Origin of the sequence: Blautia sp. NSJ-175 (assembly GCF_022867815.1) — a bacterium.
GTDB classification, from domain to species: domain Bacteria; phylum Bacillota; class Clostridia; order Lachnospirales; family Lachnospiraceae; genus Blautia; species Blautia celeris.
Window position 1 is genome coordinate 125,092 of sequence record NZ_JALIFQ010000003.1, and the last position, 16,239, is coordinate 141,330.

General features: G+C 46.0%; 13 protein-coding genes. All 13 read right to left on the reverse strand.

Annotation, left to right across the window (positions count from 1 at the left end):
* Positions 1-29 precede the first annotated feature (29 nt).
* The 13 genes from gtfA to MUB35_RS06220 all read right to left on the reverse strand — a co-directional run bounded on the left by gtfA (position 30) and on the right by MUB35_RS06220 (position 16,196).
* Positions 30-1,448, reverse strand: a complete 1,419-nt coding sequence (gene gtfA / locus MUB35_RS06160; RefSeq protein ID WP_033139396.1) for a sucrose phosphorylase — start codon at positions 1,446-1,448, stop codon at positions 30-32.
* A gap of 103 nt (positions 1,449-1,551) precedes the next feature.
* On the reverse strand, positions 1,552-2,325 hold the full coding sequence (locus MUB35_RS06165) for an MBL fold metallo-hydrolase (protein WP_244805900.1): 774 nt from the start codon (positions 2,323-2,325) through the stop codon (positions 1,552-1,554).
* Positions 2,326-2,357: 32 nt separating this feature from the next.
* The gene (locus tag MUB35_RS06170; protein WP_244805901.1) at positions 2,358-3,128 is read right to left on the reverse strand and encodes an alpha/beta hydrolase; all 771 of its coding nucleotides are present in this window, start codon (positions 3,126-3,128) and stop codon (positions 2,358-2,360) included.
* A 3-nt stretch (positions 3,129-3,131) separates the two neighbouring features.
* Positions 3,132-3,920, reverse strand: coding sequence for an alpha/beta hydrolase (locus tag MUB35_RS06175; protein ID WP_052098874.1), 789 nt, complete (start codon positions 3,918-3,920; stop codon positions 3,132-3,134).
* Between the two features lie 6 nt (positions 3,921-3,926).
* Positions 3,927-4,760 (reverse strand): carbohydrate ABC transporter permease, encoded by an 834-nt coding sequence (locus tag MUB35_RS06180; protein WP_033139393.1) that lies wholly within the window; start codon positions 4,758-4,760, stop codon positions 3,927-3,929.
* The gene (locus MUB35_RS06185) at positions 4,757-5,635 is read right to left on the reverse strand and encodes a carbohydrate ABC transporter permease (protein WP_244805902.1); all 879 of its coding nucleotides are present in this window, start codon (positions 5,633-5,635) and stop codon (positions 4,757-4,759) included. The genes MUB35_RS06180 and MUB35_RS06185 overlap by 4 nt, the downstream gene beginning before the upstream one ends.
* A 39-nt stretch (positions 5,636-5,674) precedes the next feature.
* On the reverse strand, positions 5,675-7,006 hold the full coding sequence (locus MUB35_RS06190; RefSeq protein WP_244805903.1) for an ABC transporter substrate-binding protein: 1,332 nt from the start codon (positions 7,004-7,006) through the stop codon (positions 5,675-5,677).
* 229 nt (positions 7,007-7,235) lie between these two features.
* Complete coding sequence (locus tag MUB35_RS06195; protein WP_244805904.1) at positions 7,236-8,237, reverse strand: LacI family DNA-binding transcriptional regulator; 1,002 nt, start codon at positions 8,235-8,237, stop codon at positions 7,236-7,238.
* Positions 8,238-8,315: 78 nt separating this feature from the next.
* On the reverse strand, positions 8,316-9,293 hold the full coding sequence (locus MUB35_RS06200) for a LacI family DNA-binding transcriptional regulator (protein ID WP_033139389.1): 978 nt from the start codon (positions 9,291-9,293) through the stop codon (positions 8,316-8,318).
* A 308-nt stretch (positions 9,294-9,601) separates the two neighbouring features.
* Positions 9,602-10,957, reverse strand: coding sequence for an MFS transporter (locus MUB35_RS06205; protein ID WP_227242633.1), 1,356 nt, complete (start codon positions 10,955-10,957; stop codon positions 9,602-9,604).
* A 148-nt stretch (positions 10,958-11,105) separates the two neighbouring features.
* Entirely contained in the window at positions 11,106-12,014 is a 909-nt protein-coding gene (locus MUB35_RS06210; protein ID WP_227210380.1) for an alpha/beta hydrolase, read from the reverse strand.
* 243 nt (positions 12,015-12,257) lie between these two features.
* Entirely contained in the window at positions 12,258-14,732 is a 2,475-nt protein-coding gene (locus MUB35_RS06215; protein WP_244805905.1) for a GH39 family glycosyl hydrolase, read from the reverse strand.
* A 105-nt stretch (positions 14,733-14,837) separates the two neighbouring features.
* Complete coding sequence (locus MUB35_RS06220) at positions 14,838-16,196, reverse strand: NosD domain-containing protein (RefSeq protein WP_244805906.1); 1,359 nt, start codon at positions 16,194-16,196, stop codon at positions 14,838-14,840.
* Between the last annotated feature and the right edge of the window lie 43 nt (positions 16,197-16,239).

Sequence of the window (16,239 nt, forward strand, 5' to 3'; positions counted from 1 at the left end):
TGTCCGTAAGACAGGGAGCTGTATTTACGTCAGGAACACCTGATCTCGAACGTATGTCTCTTTAAATCTGCATCCAGTACAGCAAAATGTTCCCCCTGTTTTCTGGTAATGCGCAGACCGTGTTCCCCTGTCAGCGCCACCTCTATCTGCCCTTCCAGGGAAAACGCCGGGTGCCGGTTGCGAAACCGCATGAGTGCCAGCAGATCCTTTATCACAGGACGCTTTAATTCCTCTTTTACCTCCTCCGCCGAATAGCAGTGCCTGTTGATATCTCTTCCGTTCTTCGTTGATTCCATGAGCGCAATATCATTTGCGCCTGCCAGCATTCCCACATAATACACCTGAGGGATGCCGGGAGCAAAGAACTGGATGGCCCTTGCCAGAAGATAAGCGTTGTCATTTTCTCCCAGCGCTGCATAATAGGTGGTGTTGACCTGATAAATATCCAGATTGTTATAGGCCTCTGTGTTGTATATCTTCTTGACATTTGCCCCCTCGGCAAACATCTTATCCTTGGTAAATTCTATCTCCTCATCCGGCAGCAGATCCTTAACATCCACGATTCCGATACCATCATGAGTATCCAGTGTGGTGAACTGCTTCATGGGAGACATGAGCAGCCATTCCCTCAGATATTTCCCCTTCCCGCTGTACAGGGCATGAAGCGTCAGGACCGGAAGGGCGAAGTCATATATCCAGAATTTCTCTCCGGCAATCTCCATCTGGATCGAGTAATGTTCATGTATCTCCGGCAGGATCTCCACCCCGTAAGGTTTCACCAGGGCTTCTGTCTCACGCAGCAGATTCCAGATATCCGGCTTCACGAAGAAACAGCTGGTGTCCGGCTTCTTCACCGCATAGGCAAAGGCATCCAGCCGGATAATGGACGCACCGTGGCTGCACATGGAAACCAGATTCTCCCGGATAAATTTCTTCGTTGCAGCGCTTTCCACATTTAAGTCAATCTGTTCTTCACAGAACGTACACCACACCTTCTCTCGGCTGCCATCTCCGAATTCCACGTCCGTGTACGGCGCACGGGGCTTTCTCTTATAGATTTTGTCCACCTGTTCCGCAGTCGGCTCCCCGTTCTCCCAGAAATCCTTATACCGGATAAACAGATCCCGGTATTCAGACTGGTCTTTCTTCTTCTCAAAATCCCTGAAGAATTCCGAGCTTCTGGAAATGTGGTTGATCATAAAATCAAACATCAGGTAATAACTCTTCCCAATCCTCTCCACATCTGCAAAGGTTCCGAACTCAGGTGAAACCCTATCATACCTCATAGGTGCAAAACCCCTGTCCGCGGAGGACGGGAAAAAGGGAAGGATATGTACTCCGCCCACTGCGTCCTTGATGTCATTTTCCAGGATATCCCCCAGTTCCTTCAGATTACTGCCCAGGCTGTCCGCGTAGGTGATCAGCATGATCTCGTTTTTTAACTGCATTGTATATCTCCTTTCACTACTCTGTATCCTGTCCTCATTATACCACTGTCCGGCATCGAAAATCTTTTGTAAAAGGGATTGTCTCTTTCAATTTCAAGATATTTCAAGCATCATTTCTGTCAAATACGCGGTCCGGCGTATAGGTAATGGAGATATCCTTATAATAGAAGCATTTCGCCGGACCGAAGGGCATCTCTATATCTTCTCCCTCCGCCTTTTTATCCAGCAAAAGGTCAGCGGCTTCACGGAACTGTTCCAGTATCTCAGGAGAAACAGGAATTTTGTGATGCGCCGGCCAGGTCAGGTCATACTGCTCTCCAATGGACAGTAGCCTCTCTATGGTCCTTTTATAAGTCTCCACTGTAGTGGTATATTCCAGGTTCAGCAACACAGAAGCCTGGCAGCAGGTATCTCCTGTAAACAGCCATTTTCTCTCCACATCCAGAATGCTCACAGCTCCTAAGGTATGGCCCGGTGAAGAAACCAGACGGAGTGTCCGCCCGCCGAGCTGAAATTCTTTCTCCCCTGTGTACCAGATAATATTATCCCTCTGTCCTCGAAATTGATAATCGGGATAATGACTCCTGAACTTATCGCAGTGCAGACTAAATACCTCTCTGTCCAGCTCATTGATATAAACCTTCTCAAAGAAGCTGTTCCCGCCGATATGATCCAGATGTGCGTGTGTTGCCAGTACATCCACAGGCAGCAATGTCAGTTCAGCCGTTATCTCATCCAGCGGAATCATGCCCAGGCCTGAATCCAGCAGCATGGCCCTCTCGCTCCCCTCCAGGAGATACATATATACACTGGATGTGTCATCAAATTCCTCAATTCTCCAGGTGTGTTCATCCATTTGTACAACTCTGTAATCCATATTTTTTCCTCCCAAATTCATTTTCACATTCCTTATTTCTGTGCCAGAAACGCAAATACAGGATCCATAAATTTTTCCCAGAACATTACATCATGGCCGCCGTCATCTTCCCGATAATCAACCGGAATCTGATTTTCCTGCAGGAATTTTACAAAGCGGACATTATTCTCATACACCAGCTCATCCTGACGTCCGCAGCACATAAATAGTTCCGGGATCTCTTCTCCCGCCTTCTTCGCTTCCAGATAAGCCGGGTCCAGACCCAGGTCTGTGCGCTCAAACTCCTCCCTGCTTCCAAAAAGCCCGTCCAGGTATTCCCGGGTAAAACCGTTCACACCCCGCTCCATAAGATCATAGAAATCAAGTCCCGGAGACATAGCCGCAATCTTCCCAAAGGTCTCTCTGTAACGCAGGCCATTCAACAGCGCCCCATATCCGCCCATGGAGATTCCGCCGATGAAGGTGTCTTCCCGCTTAACAGAGAGGGGGAAAATACTCCTGGTCACCTCCACGATCTCGCTGCCGACAAACTTACTGTACCAGGCAAACCGGTCCGGTCTGTCCACATAAAAAGAATTGTCCCCGTCCGGTATCACCACTGCAATCCCCTTCATCATGGACTGCAGGCGAAAACTCAAGCTAGTGCTCAGCTCTTTTCCGCTGGCACTGAAGCCCGGAAGAAAATACAGGGTTTTGAAGGGTTTCTCCGCATTTCCCCAGCCGTCACAGCAGGGCAGAAACACATTCAGGGATACACTCCTCATAAGACTTTCTGATTTGTAATTCATTTCAATATATGCCATCTTCTATTCCTCCATAAATGATTTCGCCGGGGACAGGAACGCAAAACAGGGTTCCAACATTTTGCTCCAATATACAAGGTCATGAACTCCATCTGTCTCCTCAAAATCCACCGGAATATTCTGTTCTTCCAAAAACCGCAAAAATTCTTTGTTTACATCATATACCAGCTCATCCTGGCAGCCGCACCGAAGGAACAATTCCGGAATTGCCTTCCCGCTTTTCTTCCTGTCAAGCAGCACTTTTTCCGGATTTTTATCGGAATGGAGATACTCATCCTCTGTCCCGAAAATAGCCTCCATCCTGTCCGGTTTAAGGGGTGATATTTCCTTTTTCAGAATCTTGTTGACTCTGAGGGCCGGCGACAGCATGGCAATTTTACTGAAAGTATCGCTGTAATGAAGCCCATTTATAAGGGCGCCAAATCCGCCCATAGAGATTCCGCCGATAAAGGTGTCCTCTTTCTTACGGGAGAGAGGCAGCAGAGATCTGGTGATCTCCACAAGCTCTTCACCGATAAATTTCCCGTAATTATCACCCCACTCCGGCTTGTCCACATAGAAGGAACGGTCCCCGGTCACAACCACCAGCGCCAGGCCATGAAGCATTGCATGAAGCTTCATATTCAGAAATGTCAAAGTCTCTCTCGCTCCCCCGCTGTAGCCTGTGAGAAAATACAGGGTCTTAAAGGGAGGATTACAGTCCATACCTCCTGTCAGAGTTGGAAGTATCACATCCAGTTCAATACTTTGGTCAATCGCATCTGATTTGAAATTAAAATGTAAATATGCCATATACTATCATCCTTTCACACTGCCCTGCACAACACCTTCCAGAATGTGTTTCTGACACAGCACATAGAAGATGAGCATGGGAATCATTGACAAGAAGAGTCCTGCAAGCATAGGCGCGTAGTCCACAGAATACTCATTTACAAACACACGGATCGTCAGCGCCAGAGTCCGCTTCACCTCGTCTGTGAGGAAAAGGCTGGACATCAGATAATCATTCCAGATTCCCATGGATACGAATACCAGAAGAGTGATCACAATGGGTTTCAGCATAGGAAGTACGATCCGGAAGAATACCTGTATGTAAGAACATCCGTCTATCATGGCAGCCTGTTCTATCTCAATGGGAATACCGTTCAGAAATCCTCTTATCAAAAATATGGAGAACGGCAGATTCAGCCCCAAGGCCACAACGGACAGAAACAAAAGGCTGTTATTCAGTCCAAAGGTACCCCCATATATCTTCACGATCGGTATCATGTATACCTGGAAAGGAGCCACCATGGATGCCACCATCATCAGGAACAACGCGCTCACCCATTTCTTATGGGAAAATCTGCTGACCACATAGGCTGCCGTAGCTCCGAACAAAGTGATCAGAAGAGAGGACACGATCGTCAGGATAAATGTATTTTTCAGGGCTGAGAAAAACTTCATCTCCTGCAGGGCCTGGGTGAAATTCTCCACATGAAATGCAGATGGCAGGGAAAAAGGGTTCATGATAAATTCCTGCGATGTTTTCATGGAGTTGAAGATAGTCAGCACAAACGGAAATATATAGATCACTGTCAGTATACAGGCTGCCGCGAACAGCAAAACACGGCTTGCTTTCACTTTTCTCATGCCTTTACCTCCTTCTTCATTGAAAAATATGTCTGCAGCACAGAGATCACCGTTACGATCAGAAACAATACCACAGCCTCTGCCTGTGCAACTCCGAATTTCATACTTGTAAATGCTGTATTGTACACCTTAAGGGCAATCAACTCTGTGGAATTGAATGGTCCGCCTCCTGTAAGCGCCAGGTTCACATCGAATACCATGAAACAACGGACAATAGACAGGAAAACACATACCGTAAAGGATGACCTGATCATGGGAAGTGTCACATGCTTGAATGCCGACCATTTTCCGGCCCCATCAATATAGGCGGCCTCCAGCAGTTCTTTCGGCACATTGGCAAGTCCCGCCACATAGATGATCATCAGATAACTGCTCAGCTGCCAGGAAGCCACAATGATCATAGCGGCCATGGCGTAAGCCGAGCTGGTGAGCCAGGACTTCTCAAGCCACGCGATCCCACCGCTTTTTCCAAATGCCGTAAGACCGAAGTTAAAGATAAACTTCCACAGATATCCCAGGATCAGCCCTCCGATAATATTCGGAGTAAACATGGCTGTCCTGAAAAAAGTTTTACCTTTCAGAGCGCTTGTGAGAAGCAGCCCCAGGCCTATAGCAATCACATTGCTGACGATCACAACGGCCACTGCATAGATAGATGTCTTCAGCAGGGAATCCAAAAATTTGGAATCCCCGAATATTGTGAGATAATTTCTCAGCCCTACAAACGTAAAATCATTTCCCAGACCATCCCACTGTGTAAAAGAAATGAAAATCCCGTAAAAAAACGGCACGATCAGGATTCCCAGCCAGACCAGTATTGCCGGCACAAAGAAGAGCAGTATCAATCTTCGTTCTCCGTGTTTATTTCCTACCATACCCAACCTCTCTTTCCTCTCCCTCTATCCGGATGATCGTTACTCCAAACTCGTCCAGTAGCTCTCGATTTCTTTGGCAAGTCCCTGTCTGTCAAGCTCACCTGCCACATACTGCTGGAAATAGGGGCCAACAACATACCAGTAATCGCTTGGAACATTTACAGTAAAGGTTCGGATATCTTTGATCTCACCTTTTTCCATATATTCCTGTGTGGACTTTGCCAGGGCATTGGGATTTTCTACCTTCACATCTTTGAATGGAAGAGTGGAACCAATAGTCACTCCCATGAAATCCTGTCCTTTTTCACTGTTGCACAGCCATTCCACCAGTTTGAGCCCGGCTGCCTGCTGTTCCTCGGTATTCTGGGAAGCGTCTATACAGTAACCTTTCGGAGAAGACATAGGAAGTCCCACATTTTGTTCAGGATCGTTGCTGATAGGCAAAGGAATCATTCCCAGCTCTTCATCTCTTCCCTCCACACCGCTCATCATCATCCAGTTCCAGTCTCCCTGGAAGTAGGTAGCAACTTTGCCGGTGGCAAAAGCTTCGCAGTTCATTTCCTGATTGATCTGAAGTGGGTCTGCTTTGTTCATATTGTGCTCTGACAAGATATCCAGAGTGTCCATCAAATCATTGTAGACCTGATCATCTGCAAGAGAGGCTTCCCCTTTCTTAAGACTGTCAATAAATGCCATCTGGGCTGTTTCATCTCCCTGATATCCTGAGTAGAGGAGCGCACCTAGATGAGCTGCCAGCGCCCAGTCTGCATTCAGCGTGATCGTAGAGGCCGCCTTACCTGACGCATCGATATCGTCAAGCATCTTCTCCAGTTCATCCCTTGTATCAACAGAATGGATATCAAAATCTTCCCCGAAGACCTCCTTCAGCACACGGTTGTTATACATCAGGCCAAATCCCTGAACACTGGCCGGTATGGCATAAAGAGAACCATCCACAGTGTAATACTCTTTGCCTGTGACAATATCATCCACCCACGGCACCTCATTTTCACTGAAATTATAGAAATAAGAATGGTACTGGGTCACCACAGATACATCCATAAGAGCCACTGTCGGCGCCTTCTTCGCTGCATATAATCCCAGCCATGCCTGAAGCTGGTCATCACCGCAGGGCAGGAACTCCACCTTAATGTCCGGGTTCTCTTTCGTAAATTCATCCAGGAGCGCCACCGTCTCATTGTCCACACCCGCCTGAGTGGAATAAAATGTAATCTCTACCTGTTCCCCTGATGCCTCTGACTGTTTGGCTGACTTCTCCTGGGATTTATCATTTCCTGCATCTCCGCAGCCTCCCAGTGCGGTTGCTCCCAGCATCATAGCCATAAATAACGCAATACTTCTTTTTTTCATACTGATTTTCTCCTTTTTGATTTGTATGGGCGATACTCTGAATCCGGATTTTTCAAAGGCCTTCGTTCCATTAGTTCCATATTTTATGTGGAACTGTTTTCATACTCCTTTTATACACTATACAGGAAAAAATGTCAATTAGTTTGAAATAAAGCGCAAAAAAACAGGCAGTTTGCATAAACCCATGCACATCTGCCTGTCTAAAACTTCTATATGTTTATGGAACATCTTATGTTGTTCCACCTTTCTGAAAATAAACCGGAATGACATAATTCTGTTCAACAGATTCTCCGTTTATTTTTTTAACCAGAACCCCTGCTGCTATTTTGGCGATTGCCGGAATATCCTGAACGATCGTAGTTATAACAGGCTGGCAGATCCTGGTCAGATCCAGTCCGTCGTAGCCGACTATTTTCCGTTTTTCGGGAACGGATATCCCGGATTCCTCTGCATGTTTCAGTGCAAAATATGCAGAAATATCCTCCACAAACACGCCGTCTGCATCCGGATACAGACGAAGATATTCCTCTATACTGCGGCGGTAATAATCATAGGACAGGATGTTTGTCCATGCAAGCCGCACAGTGATCACCTCTGTTCCTTCCGCACTCAGGATTTCCTCCAATATCCTGTGCCTCTCGCTGGAGGGCGTATAAAATGTGCTGTCGGAAGATATCTGCAGAACTTTTTTGCATCCGCACCTTAAAAACTCTTCCGCGGCCATCCGTCCCCCCTGCCTGTGGTCTGAATATACCTGGGTCATCCCCTCTGCCGGCCTGCATTCATATGCCACGATTCTGCTGCCCACACGCCCGATCCCCGGAATATCGGATTCCGTAGTATTGAGTATGGCACCGTCTATGATATGCTGTTCCAGCATTTCTACAATTTCTTCCACACGATTGGATACCCCCAGGGAATTAAACATCATCACATGGTATCCCAATTTATGCAGTTCTATCTCCAAATATTTTAAAAGACCTGCAAAAAACGGCTGTTCCATATCCGGTACAGAAAGACCAACGATACCTGTTTTTCCTTTGGCTGCAAGTCCTGCATGATGCTCTGCCGGCTCCGGTACTGACATATTCTGCCTGTAATGCAGTTCTTCAGCCGCTTTCAGTATCATTTTCTTTTTTTCTTCAGACACATAACCTGTCCCGTTCAATGCTCTCGAAGCAGTACCCAGTCCTACTCCGGCAGCATCCGCTACTTCTCTCAGGCTTGCCATATATTCCCACCCTTTTATTTTTAGCGTACCACATTTTGTTCCACAGTGCAAGACAAAGCAAACATTTTTTATGGAACATCACACAGTAGTTCCACCCTGCAATAATTTCACCGGAATATAATAGTGGGCATCTACTTTTTCTTTTGCGATCTTCTTCGCAAGAACCTCCACACAGGTGCGTGCCAGAAGAGGTACATCCTGGGCTATGGTAGTTACCTGCGGATCGATCATCCGCGTCATTTCATTGCCGTCATACCCCACAATCTTCAAATCCCTTGGCACATAGATTCCTCTTTTTTTTGCCTGCATCAGACAGCAGTAGGCTTCCACATCCTCTGTAAAAATGCCGTCGATCCGGCTGTACATATCCAGATACTGGCTTATCATCTCTTCAATAAACGGATAGGACAAAAATGCCCCGTTGATCTCCACAGCTGTAACCTGTATTCCCGATTGTTCCAGTATCCGTCTGCACTCCTTAATCCTGTTCTCCGCATGTACTTTTGTGGCAAACCTGGCCCCCAGGATCATAACATTTTTGCACCCGTTTTCTTTCAGCAGCTTTGCCGCAATCTGACCACCCTTTATATGATCAGAGGCAACCATGGGTATTTCTTTTGCCAGCACCCGCTCAAAACTGACTACCGGCATGCCCTTCATTCTCTCGATTTCCTCTCGCGTTACATCTGTATTGATGATCATGCCGTCAAGACTGCCCGCCTCAATCAAATCCAGCGTATCCGAAACCCTCTTCTGAACTCCCAGCGTATTGCACACTAAAGTTTTATAACCAATATGATTCAATTCCAGTTCTGCATACTTTAAAAACGCCCCATAGAACGGAAATGCCACATCCGGCAGTACGATCCCAACCAGTCCGCTCTTTTTCTGAACAAAACTACGTGACAGCTCACTGGGTCTATAATTTAACTCTTTTGCGATTCTCCTGATTTTCTCTTTTTTACCGGCTTCCACATAACCGCTGTCATTCAGCGCCCTGGATACCGTTCCGATTCCCACGCCCGCAGCTCTCGCCACATCTCTTATATTTGCCATGCTGACCTCTTATTTGACTTTTTTAATACCCATTCCATCTATTTAACAACACGGGCTATGTTTACAATATCATACATTTTTTAGTAATGTCAAACTATTATAAGTTCTTCCAGAACCAGCTGAATCCCAATAGGCTGTTTGAATTTTCTTGCTCATTCAATTAAGCATAAAAATTATTTATTAAATAACTTGGCTGTCTGGACAACTGCCGCGAGTATTTAGTGATAATTACCTTATAACATGTAACGGAGAGAAGATGCGTGGAAACCACGACCTATTATGTAACTATATACCATTACGAGACAAGCTTAGGCGTTTTTACCTGCTTTACGTTCTGCAATTTCCCTGATAAACTGCGGATTCTTCTTTTCAACATCCAGCATAAGAATATCAATCAAAAGGATAATGGCAACAACCAGCGGACCGTATTTAAAGAATGCATCGATACCGGAAATGGTGCCTGCAGCCTGAACTGTCAGGGAACCGTCATAAGCGATAGCTGAGAGGACGAAACCGAATGCCGCGGTCAGCGCACCCTGGCCGACTTTCGCCCCAACTGAAGCTGCGGAGAAGAGAACGGACTGAACGCGCACTCCTGTTTTCCATTCACCGTAATCGATGGTATCACCAATCAAAGCACCTGCCATTCCCATAGCAAAGCCCATACCGATGCCTCGAAGCAATGCGGTAAGGAAAAGCATCGTCGTCGTAAACGGCATGAAGATAAATGCAATTTGTGCAGCAAGCATACATCCTGCACCAAAAATGACCATCTGCTGTTTCGTAAACTTATTGAGCAGAAATGGGGCAACTGCTGAAATGATCACACCCGGAAGGTTGGAACAGGCAACAAACGTGCCCATCAAAGCGATATTGCCAACAACGTCCTTCAAATAGTACAAGGATACCGAAAGGTTGAAAGTCAGGATAAAGTTTGCCATCAAATTGACAATAAACGCCATCCACCAATATTTATTAACAACTGCACATTTCACACCAATCAAAATGTTTTCTGCCGGAGCGTCATTTTCCACTCGCTCTTTCACAAAAAAGATGTTCAGCGCAATCGGAATCAAACCGATAACACCGAATACCATGATGGCTTTGATCCATGCAGACTGCATCTGCTGACCGCCAAAGTATTCCACCATGGGAATCATAACCGATGCCATGATGGTCTGGGTAGCGGCTGCAAACATCATCTTAAAAATGAGCATCTGGGAACGGTCCTTGGAATCATTCGTGACATACGATGCAAGCGACCCATGGGCCATACCGACATAAGTGTATAATATCGTGTTAAAAAGGTTGTAAGTTATAAAAATGTAAGCAACACGAAGCCCTACACTTCCATCCGGCACGGTAAATACCAGAATAACGGAAAGTACCATCGGAATTGCCCATTTCATCAAAACCGGAATACAGTGACCGTATTTATTTTTGTGTTTGTCAATCAACTGACCTGCGATCAAATCAGAAATACCGTCGAAAATTTTTGAAATCATGATCACGGTACCGATCAATGCAGCATTTATCATCAATACGTCCGTATAGAACATTAAAACATAGGAGCTGAACAAAGTATACATTGCATTCAGACCCACATCACCGGATCCATAAATCAGTTTTTCAAATAAGCTGATTTTTTTCATTTCTGTAGCCATTTCCATTTCCTTCTTTCCTTTTTATAGGTCCCTCAGTATAACAGTTCAGACAGGTCTGCGCATTTACTGCGCTGACCGTATGAAAATGTACCGGAGACAGACATCCAGCCCATCGTGAAGCGATTCTTAATGTCTGGATGTATTCTGACTATCGCACTGCCTTTTGGATGAAGTCCTCCATGATGTCCAGAACCTGTTCCGTCCAGAATTCGTTGCCGCTGTGGTCCGCACCTTCTATCAAATACAGCTTTACATCCTTTCCGCATTCTTTCATGCGCCGATAAAGAATCACGCTGCCTTCACAGTTTACAACACGGTCTTTTGTACCATGGAATATGATCGTCGGCGGGATCACACTGTCTTTCTCTATGTTGCATTCCACAGAAAGCCTGCGGCGCAGCTCCTCGCTTTCGCGCAGGTCCACATGCCCCATCACCATACCTTCCGGACTGTCCGGCTGACAGTGGAGAAGCTGGGTTGGATTTGAATCTTCCTTCATGACACTGCAGCTTCCGTAGAAATTCAGAATGCCCTTAACCTCCGCAGAAATACCCGGGAAGAGATTATTTTCCACATCATCGTGGATCATGCCGGCAAACATGGCAGTGTGCCCACCGGAAGAGTCGCCTGCAACAACGATTTTTTCAGGATCGATCCCGTATTCTTCCGCATGTACACGCATAAAGCGTACGGCATTTCTGGTATCCATAATTTGTGCCGGGAAAGGTGCAATGCCTGAATGACGATATTCCACCACAGCCACTACATAACCACGTTCCGCAAGCTTTGCCACTCGCGGAAGCTGTATATATACGTCCTGCTTAAACCATGCGGAACCCTGTACAAACACTACGCATGGACAGATCATGTTCGGCCGGTTTCGGGTCAGCGGGCGTAAAATCTGCAGATGCAGTTTTTCACCGTCAATCTCCGCGTACTCCACATCATGTTGATAAAAAACTCCGATTTCGTCGCCGGTGGTCGGAATCCTTTCCGCTCCTTCCACCTCTTCTGCAAATTCCGGAAACTCTTCATAGGTCCATTCTTTTACTTCCATAAGATCACCTCGTTCAGTTATTGTTTTACAAATTGTATCATACGTTTTGCCCGGCTTTCTCTTGATTCCTCCGCAGGTTTTATTCATTTTTCACCCACATTTTTTTAAAAAATGACATTCACAGATCTTTTTTCATGAAATGAATCGTGATTTATTGTGCTGTAAATCGTGATTTTTGACAGCAAAAAGGGAAATGCCGAACATTTCAGCATTTCCCACTAAATAATCACTTTGCTATTTTCCTTAACGCTTTTCCAGCAATATCAGCCGCACTTCATGTTCATCCAGTACGGTGGACAGGTTGAAGCTCCCGCTTTTTCCGATCAGGACATTTTCATAAAGAGCGCCATAGGTACTGATCTTCGTCAGATACAGCTTTTGTGTACGGTTCTGCAAATCCGGCGCGCCCATTTTCATCCATTGGTCATAACTGCTCCCATGCTCACGGTTAACGGAAAAACTGCGTTTCAAATAATTGCCGGGAATCATATTTTGCAGATGAAGGGCAAAGCTGCGCGTTCCTTTCTGCACAAATCCCATATAACGGTCAATTGTTCGCTGTTCCTCCAGCGGAATCCATTCCGTCAGATGATTTTGTTCATCATAGTGGCAGTAATGGTACAGCAGAATCTGCAGCTTCCTGCCCTCCCCGGAACGAGTAACTATATATCCGTCCCCCTCAGCAAGAATTATATCGCCGTTGTTCTTTAAAAGCGTCAGAAACATCATGGCATAATAGGCCGCCTTTGGTATCCCGTAATAGTTTAAAATACCATAACCGCCATGATAGGGATTAGAGTTCATGACACGGCGTTCCGAGTTATCTGTCAAATGTGCCATTGCCATTGCAGTGACCAGATTGCGGCTCTCCAGGCAGTGCTTCACTACTGCGGCTGCCTTAAAACAGGTATCATTCCCCAAATCATTCTGCCACAATGTGGTATTCCAACCGAAAACAGAGATCGGCAGATCCGAATACCCATACTCATCCAGACAAGAACGGAGTTTCTGCAGACGGTGCTGCAGTACACTTTCATCAGCACTGATCGGCGCCGGCTCCCCCGGCTGTTGGTCCATCTTTGCCTGAATACGATTCTCGGTGACGGCACGGTCATATTTGGCATGATCCATGCAGAAACTCTGTACACTCAGCTGGGTGGGAAGGCAGCTCTTTTGTCTGCAGTAGTCTAAAAAGCGATAAAGAATGTCAAATCCATCCACAGATAAAAAATCAATATCAAACACAGGTGCCTTCCACATGACCCCCGGAAGCTGCTGCTGCAATATCTTCCAGGTAGTTTCGTAATAATAAAGATAATCCTCCAGGGAGAAAACACCATACTGCACAAACAGGAGCTGTTCCGGTGTGAAACTCCACAACGAAACCAACTCTATTCCATAACGGTAAACAAGGTGCTCTAAAAAACCATTCACTAAAAATTTCCACTTTTCCAGATTATCCGGAAGCCCAATACAGGAATTCCCAAAAACATGCCGGCGGTCTTTTGTCAAAAGTTTCGGGGTATATCCCAGTTGGATCTGCGGGGAAACAATTATATCCACCAAAAAATCCAGAATTAAATCAATATAGGTAAAGCTCAGCCATGGTTCCCCGTTTTGGTCCTCGTGATAAAAGTCCAGAGAATCGTCGAAAATACCGAAAAACAGTACACTCTGAAAGCCGATCGTTTTCACGGAATCGCGGACTGCATCACGTACCTCCTCGTGCAAAAGCTGTTCTGCCCAGCCAAGTGACGTGGTATCGTTGTGATGAAGCTGCAATTCCCCAAGATTTTCCCTGGTATCGATTTCAATGCGGGTCGGCAGAGTGCTGCGTTTGTTTAACGGCAGCACTGCTTCTTCTTTCGCCGCATATTTTAAAAGGTTCATATAAGACAGTGTACCGGAAATAGCGGCGATTCCCTCCTGCGGCTGCGGGGATGCCTGTTTTTCATAACATCGGCGATAGTTTCCGGGCGTAATGTGGTATTGCTGCCGAAAGTTCAATATAAAAGTGTTGGTATTGGAGAAACCGCATTCCAATGCAATGTCCGTCACGCTCTGCCGTTTCGTGCGCAAAAGATACTCTGCTTTATTTAAACGCAGCTGGCGCAGATAATCTGAAAATGAGATGCGCAGTATTTTATGAAAATCACGGGACAACTGGCTTTTGGAGAGATGCACCAGATCCGAAACCGTCTGTAAACTCAATTCCTCTGAAAAATGTTGTCCGATATAGATCAGGACTTTCTGTATTCGTTCTATTTCCTGTGTCGGGTGCAGTTCGTATGACTCCGGTAACTCAAACTGTGATTTCAGGATAGCCAGCAGTCCGAAAAGGTGACTTAAGATCTGCAGCCGGCGCAGATCAGGCGAATCGGTAACCTCTTTGAACACCACCGCCAGGTTCATGCGAATCATGGAAAGATAATCGGCTTGATCCGGCTGCAATTTACTGCAGCACTTAACACGTCCTAAATTTGCCTGCTGTAAAATCGGCAGCGAAATATATGCCGAAACAGTATGCGCACCCGCTTCGCGATAAATCTCATGGTGTTCATACGGGTTATATACAGCAAAGTCCTCACTGCTCAAAAGATAATTGTTTTTTGCCGTCATCACAGCACACCGGCCGGTCAGCACATAAAGTATTTCCAGCTCCCCATGAAAATGCGGAACGGATGTGTCGCAGTCAAATTCAAAACGAATTTCATCCATGTGAAATCACCCCTTTTTTAATTATACCGATAAAAAAGGTATCTGTCGAATTCTTTTTCAGATTGTAGGCGATATCACAGAAAGGACCATTTGTCCTGTCCCCGGTCACACTCCCCCAGGCACCGGCGTAGCCCTAAAAGCATTCACACGCCTGTCAAGAATAACCTGCTCCTCACTTCCTGAATCCAGTATAGTATTTTGAAAGGATTCTTTTGCCACCAGAACAGTTGTCACATCAAGCACCGCCAGTTTATCCGTAGCAGTAAGAGCATCCACCTGTGCAGAAAAGCAGGAATCAGATGCCCCGGTCTGCGCATCTGCTGCCTCTGTTGTGGCAACGATATGATTATCGGATATATAATTTCCCTTGCCCGAGACAACATGTATGATCACAGGTTTTGCGTCGGCCGGCTTGATAGACTGCCTATGGATTGTTTCTGAAATATGGTTGGCGATCACCGAATTATGATTGCCGCTGATGCGCAGAAGGCCATACCTGTCATCTAAGCCATTGTCATTTTTAAGCATAGGCGCCCATGGTTCATGATCACGTAAAAAGTGGTTGGAAGAGACCGTGTTTTCCGAACAGTTCCCTTCAAATACCAGTGCCCCCGGATAAAAGGAATGAAATCTGTTGCCTGTGATAACAGAGCGGGCAACCTTATCGAAATGGACACAGCTTGTACCTCTCGGAAAAATATTATTTGAAGTGATCAAAAGTCCTCCGAAATTCTGCGCAAAAACAGAATATCCCCTGTACCCGGCTCCCATCAGGTTATCAGTTATCTTAGATGCCTGTCCCCAGCCGCGCAGTTCGATACAGTTTCCGCATTCAGCTATAAAATTATCATGGACTGACAATGCGTCTGCATGGTAAATAATAACCCCATGCTCTAAATATACAAAGCCCATGCCTGTGATCCGGAAGGAATCCTGTGCACTGGCAACATAAATGCCTGTTTTGCCATTCACATATGTATTTTCCGGATCATTTTTTCCTGAACCGTCGTCCGCAAAGTGTAATCCGTCAATACAGAAATTTTCAAATTCCACAGAGCTGATCCTGGGATTTCCGCTCCGTTCCACATAAAAGGCGGCTCCTGCCGCCTCACCATCTGCGTCCTTCGGAGAAAGGTCAACTAGTATGCGGCTGCCTCCCGGCCACACTTCATGCAGATCCTCCCATTCACTCTTTGGAAGATTATAACGAATGCTTGAAGATACAAAACCATGTCCGGCACCCATGATTTTCAAATAACTGATATCAATCACCACCTGCGTACGAAGATGATAATCCCCTGACGGAATGTAGATGACAGCCCCCGGTTTTCCGCCCTCCTCCACATTGGAATCTGTCTGTCTGCTTTTAATATCCGCCAACATGCTGTTGATCACTTCTCCTATATCTTTATAGGGATCTCCGACGTTCCATTCCGTAACATCATAGTAATTTTTACCTGCCATACATAAATCCTCCTATATATTTAACGCCGCCCGGCCTGACAAT

Coding starts and splice junctions, on each gene's coding strand:
- MUB35_RS06170 (WP_244805901.1), bottom strand. CDS start 3,128: ATGGCATATATTGAAATGAATTACAAATCAGAAAGTCTTATGAGGAGT.
- MUB35_RS06180 (WP_033139393.1), bottom strand. CDS start 4,760: ATGAGAAAAGTGAAAGCAAGCCGTGTTTTGCTGTTCGCGGCAGCCTGT.
- MUB35_RS06205 (WP_227242633.1), bottom strand. CDS start 10,957: ATGGCTACAGAAATGAAAAAAATCAGCTTATTTGAAAAACTGATTTAT.
- MUB35_RS06190 (WP_244805903.1), bottom strand. CDS start 7,006: ATGAAAAAAAGAAGTATTGCGTTATTTATGGCTATGATGCTGGGAGCA.
- MUB35_RS06175 (WP_052098874.1), bottom strand. CDS start 3,920: ATGGCATATTTACATTTTAATTTCAAATCAGATGCGATTGACCAAAGT.
- MUB35_RS06215 (WP_244805905.1), bottom strand. CDS start 14,732: ATGGATGAAATTCGTTTTGAATTTGACTGCGACACATCCGTTCCGCAT.
- MUB35_RS06195 (WP_244805904.1), bottom strand. CDS start 8,237: ATGGCAAGCCTGAGAGAAGTAGCGGATGCTGCCGGAGTAGGACTGGGT.
- MUB35_RS06200 (WP_033139389.1), bottom strand. CDS start 9,293: ATGGCAAATATAAGAGATGTGGCGAGAGCTGCGGGCGTGGGAATCGGA.
- MUB35_RS06210 (WP_227210380.1), bottom strand. CDS start 12,014: ATGGAAGTAAAAGAATGGACCTATGAAGAGTTTCCGGAATTTGCAGAA.
- gtfA (WP_033139396.1), bottom strand. CDS start 1,448: ATGCAGTTAAAAAACGAGATCATGCTGATCACCTACGCGGACAGCCTG.
- MUB35_RS06165 (WP_244805900.1), bottom strand. CDS start 2,325: ATGGATTACAGAGTTGTACAAATGGATGAACACACCTGGAGAATTGAG.
- MUB35_RS06185 (WP_244805902.1), bottom strand. CDS start 5,635: ATGGTAGGAAATAAACACGGAGAACGAAGATTGATACTGCTCTTCTTT.
- MUB35_RS06220 (WP_244805906.1), bottom strand. CDS start 16,196: ATGGCAGGTAAAAATTACTATGATGTTACGGAATGGAACGTCGGAGAT.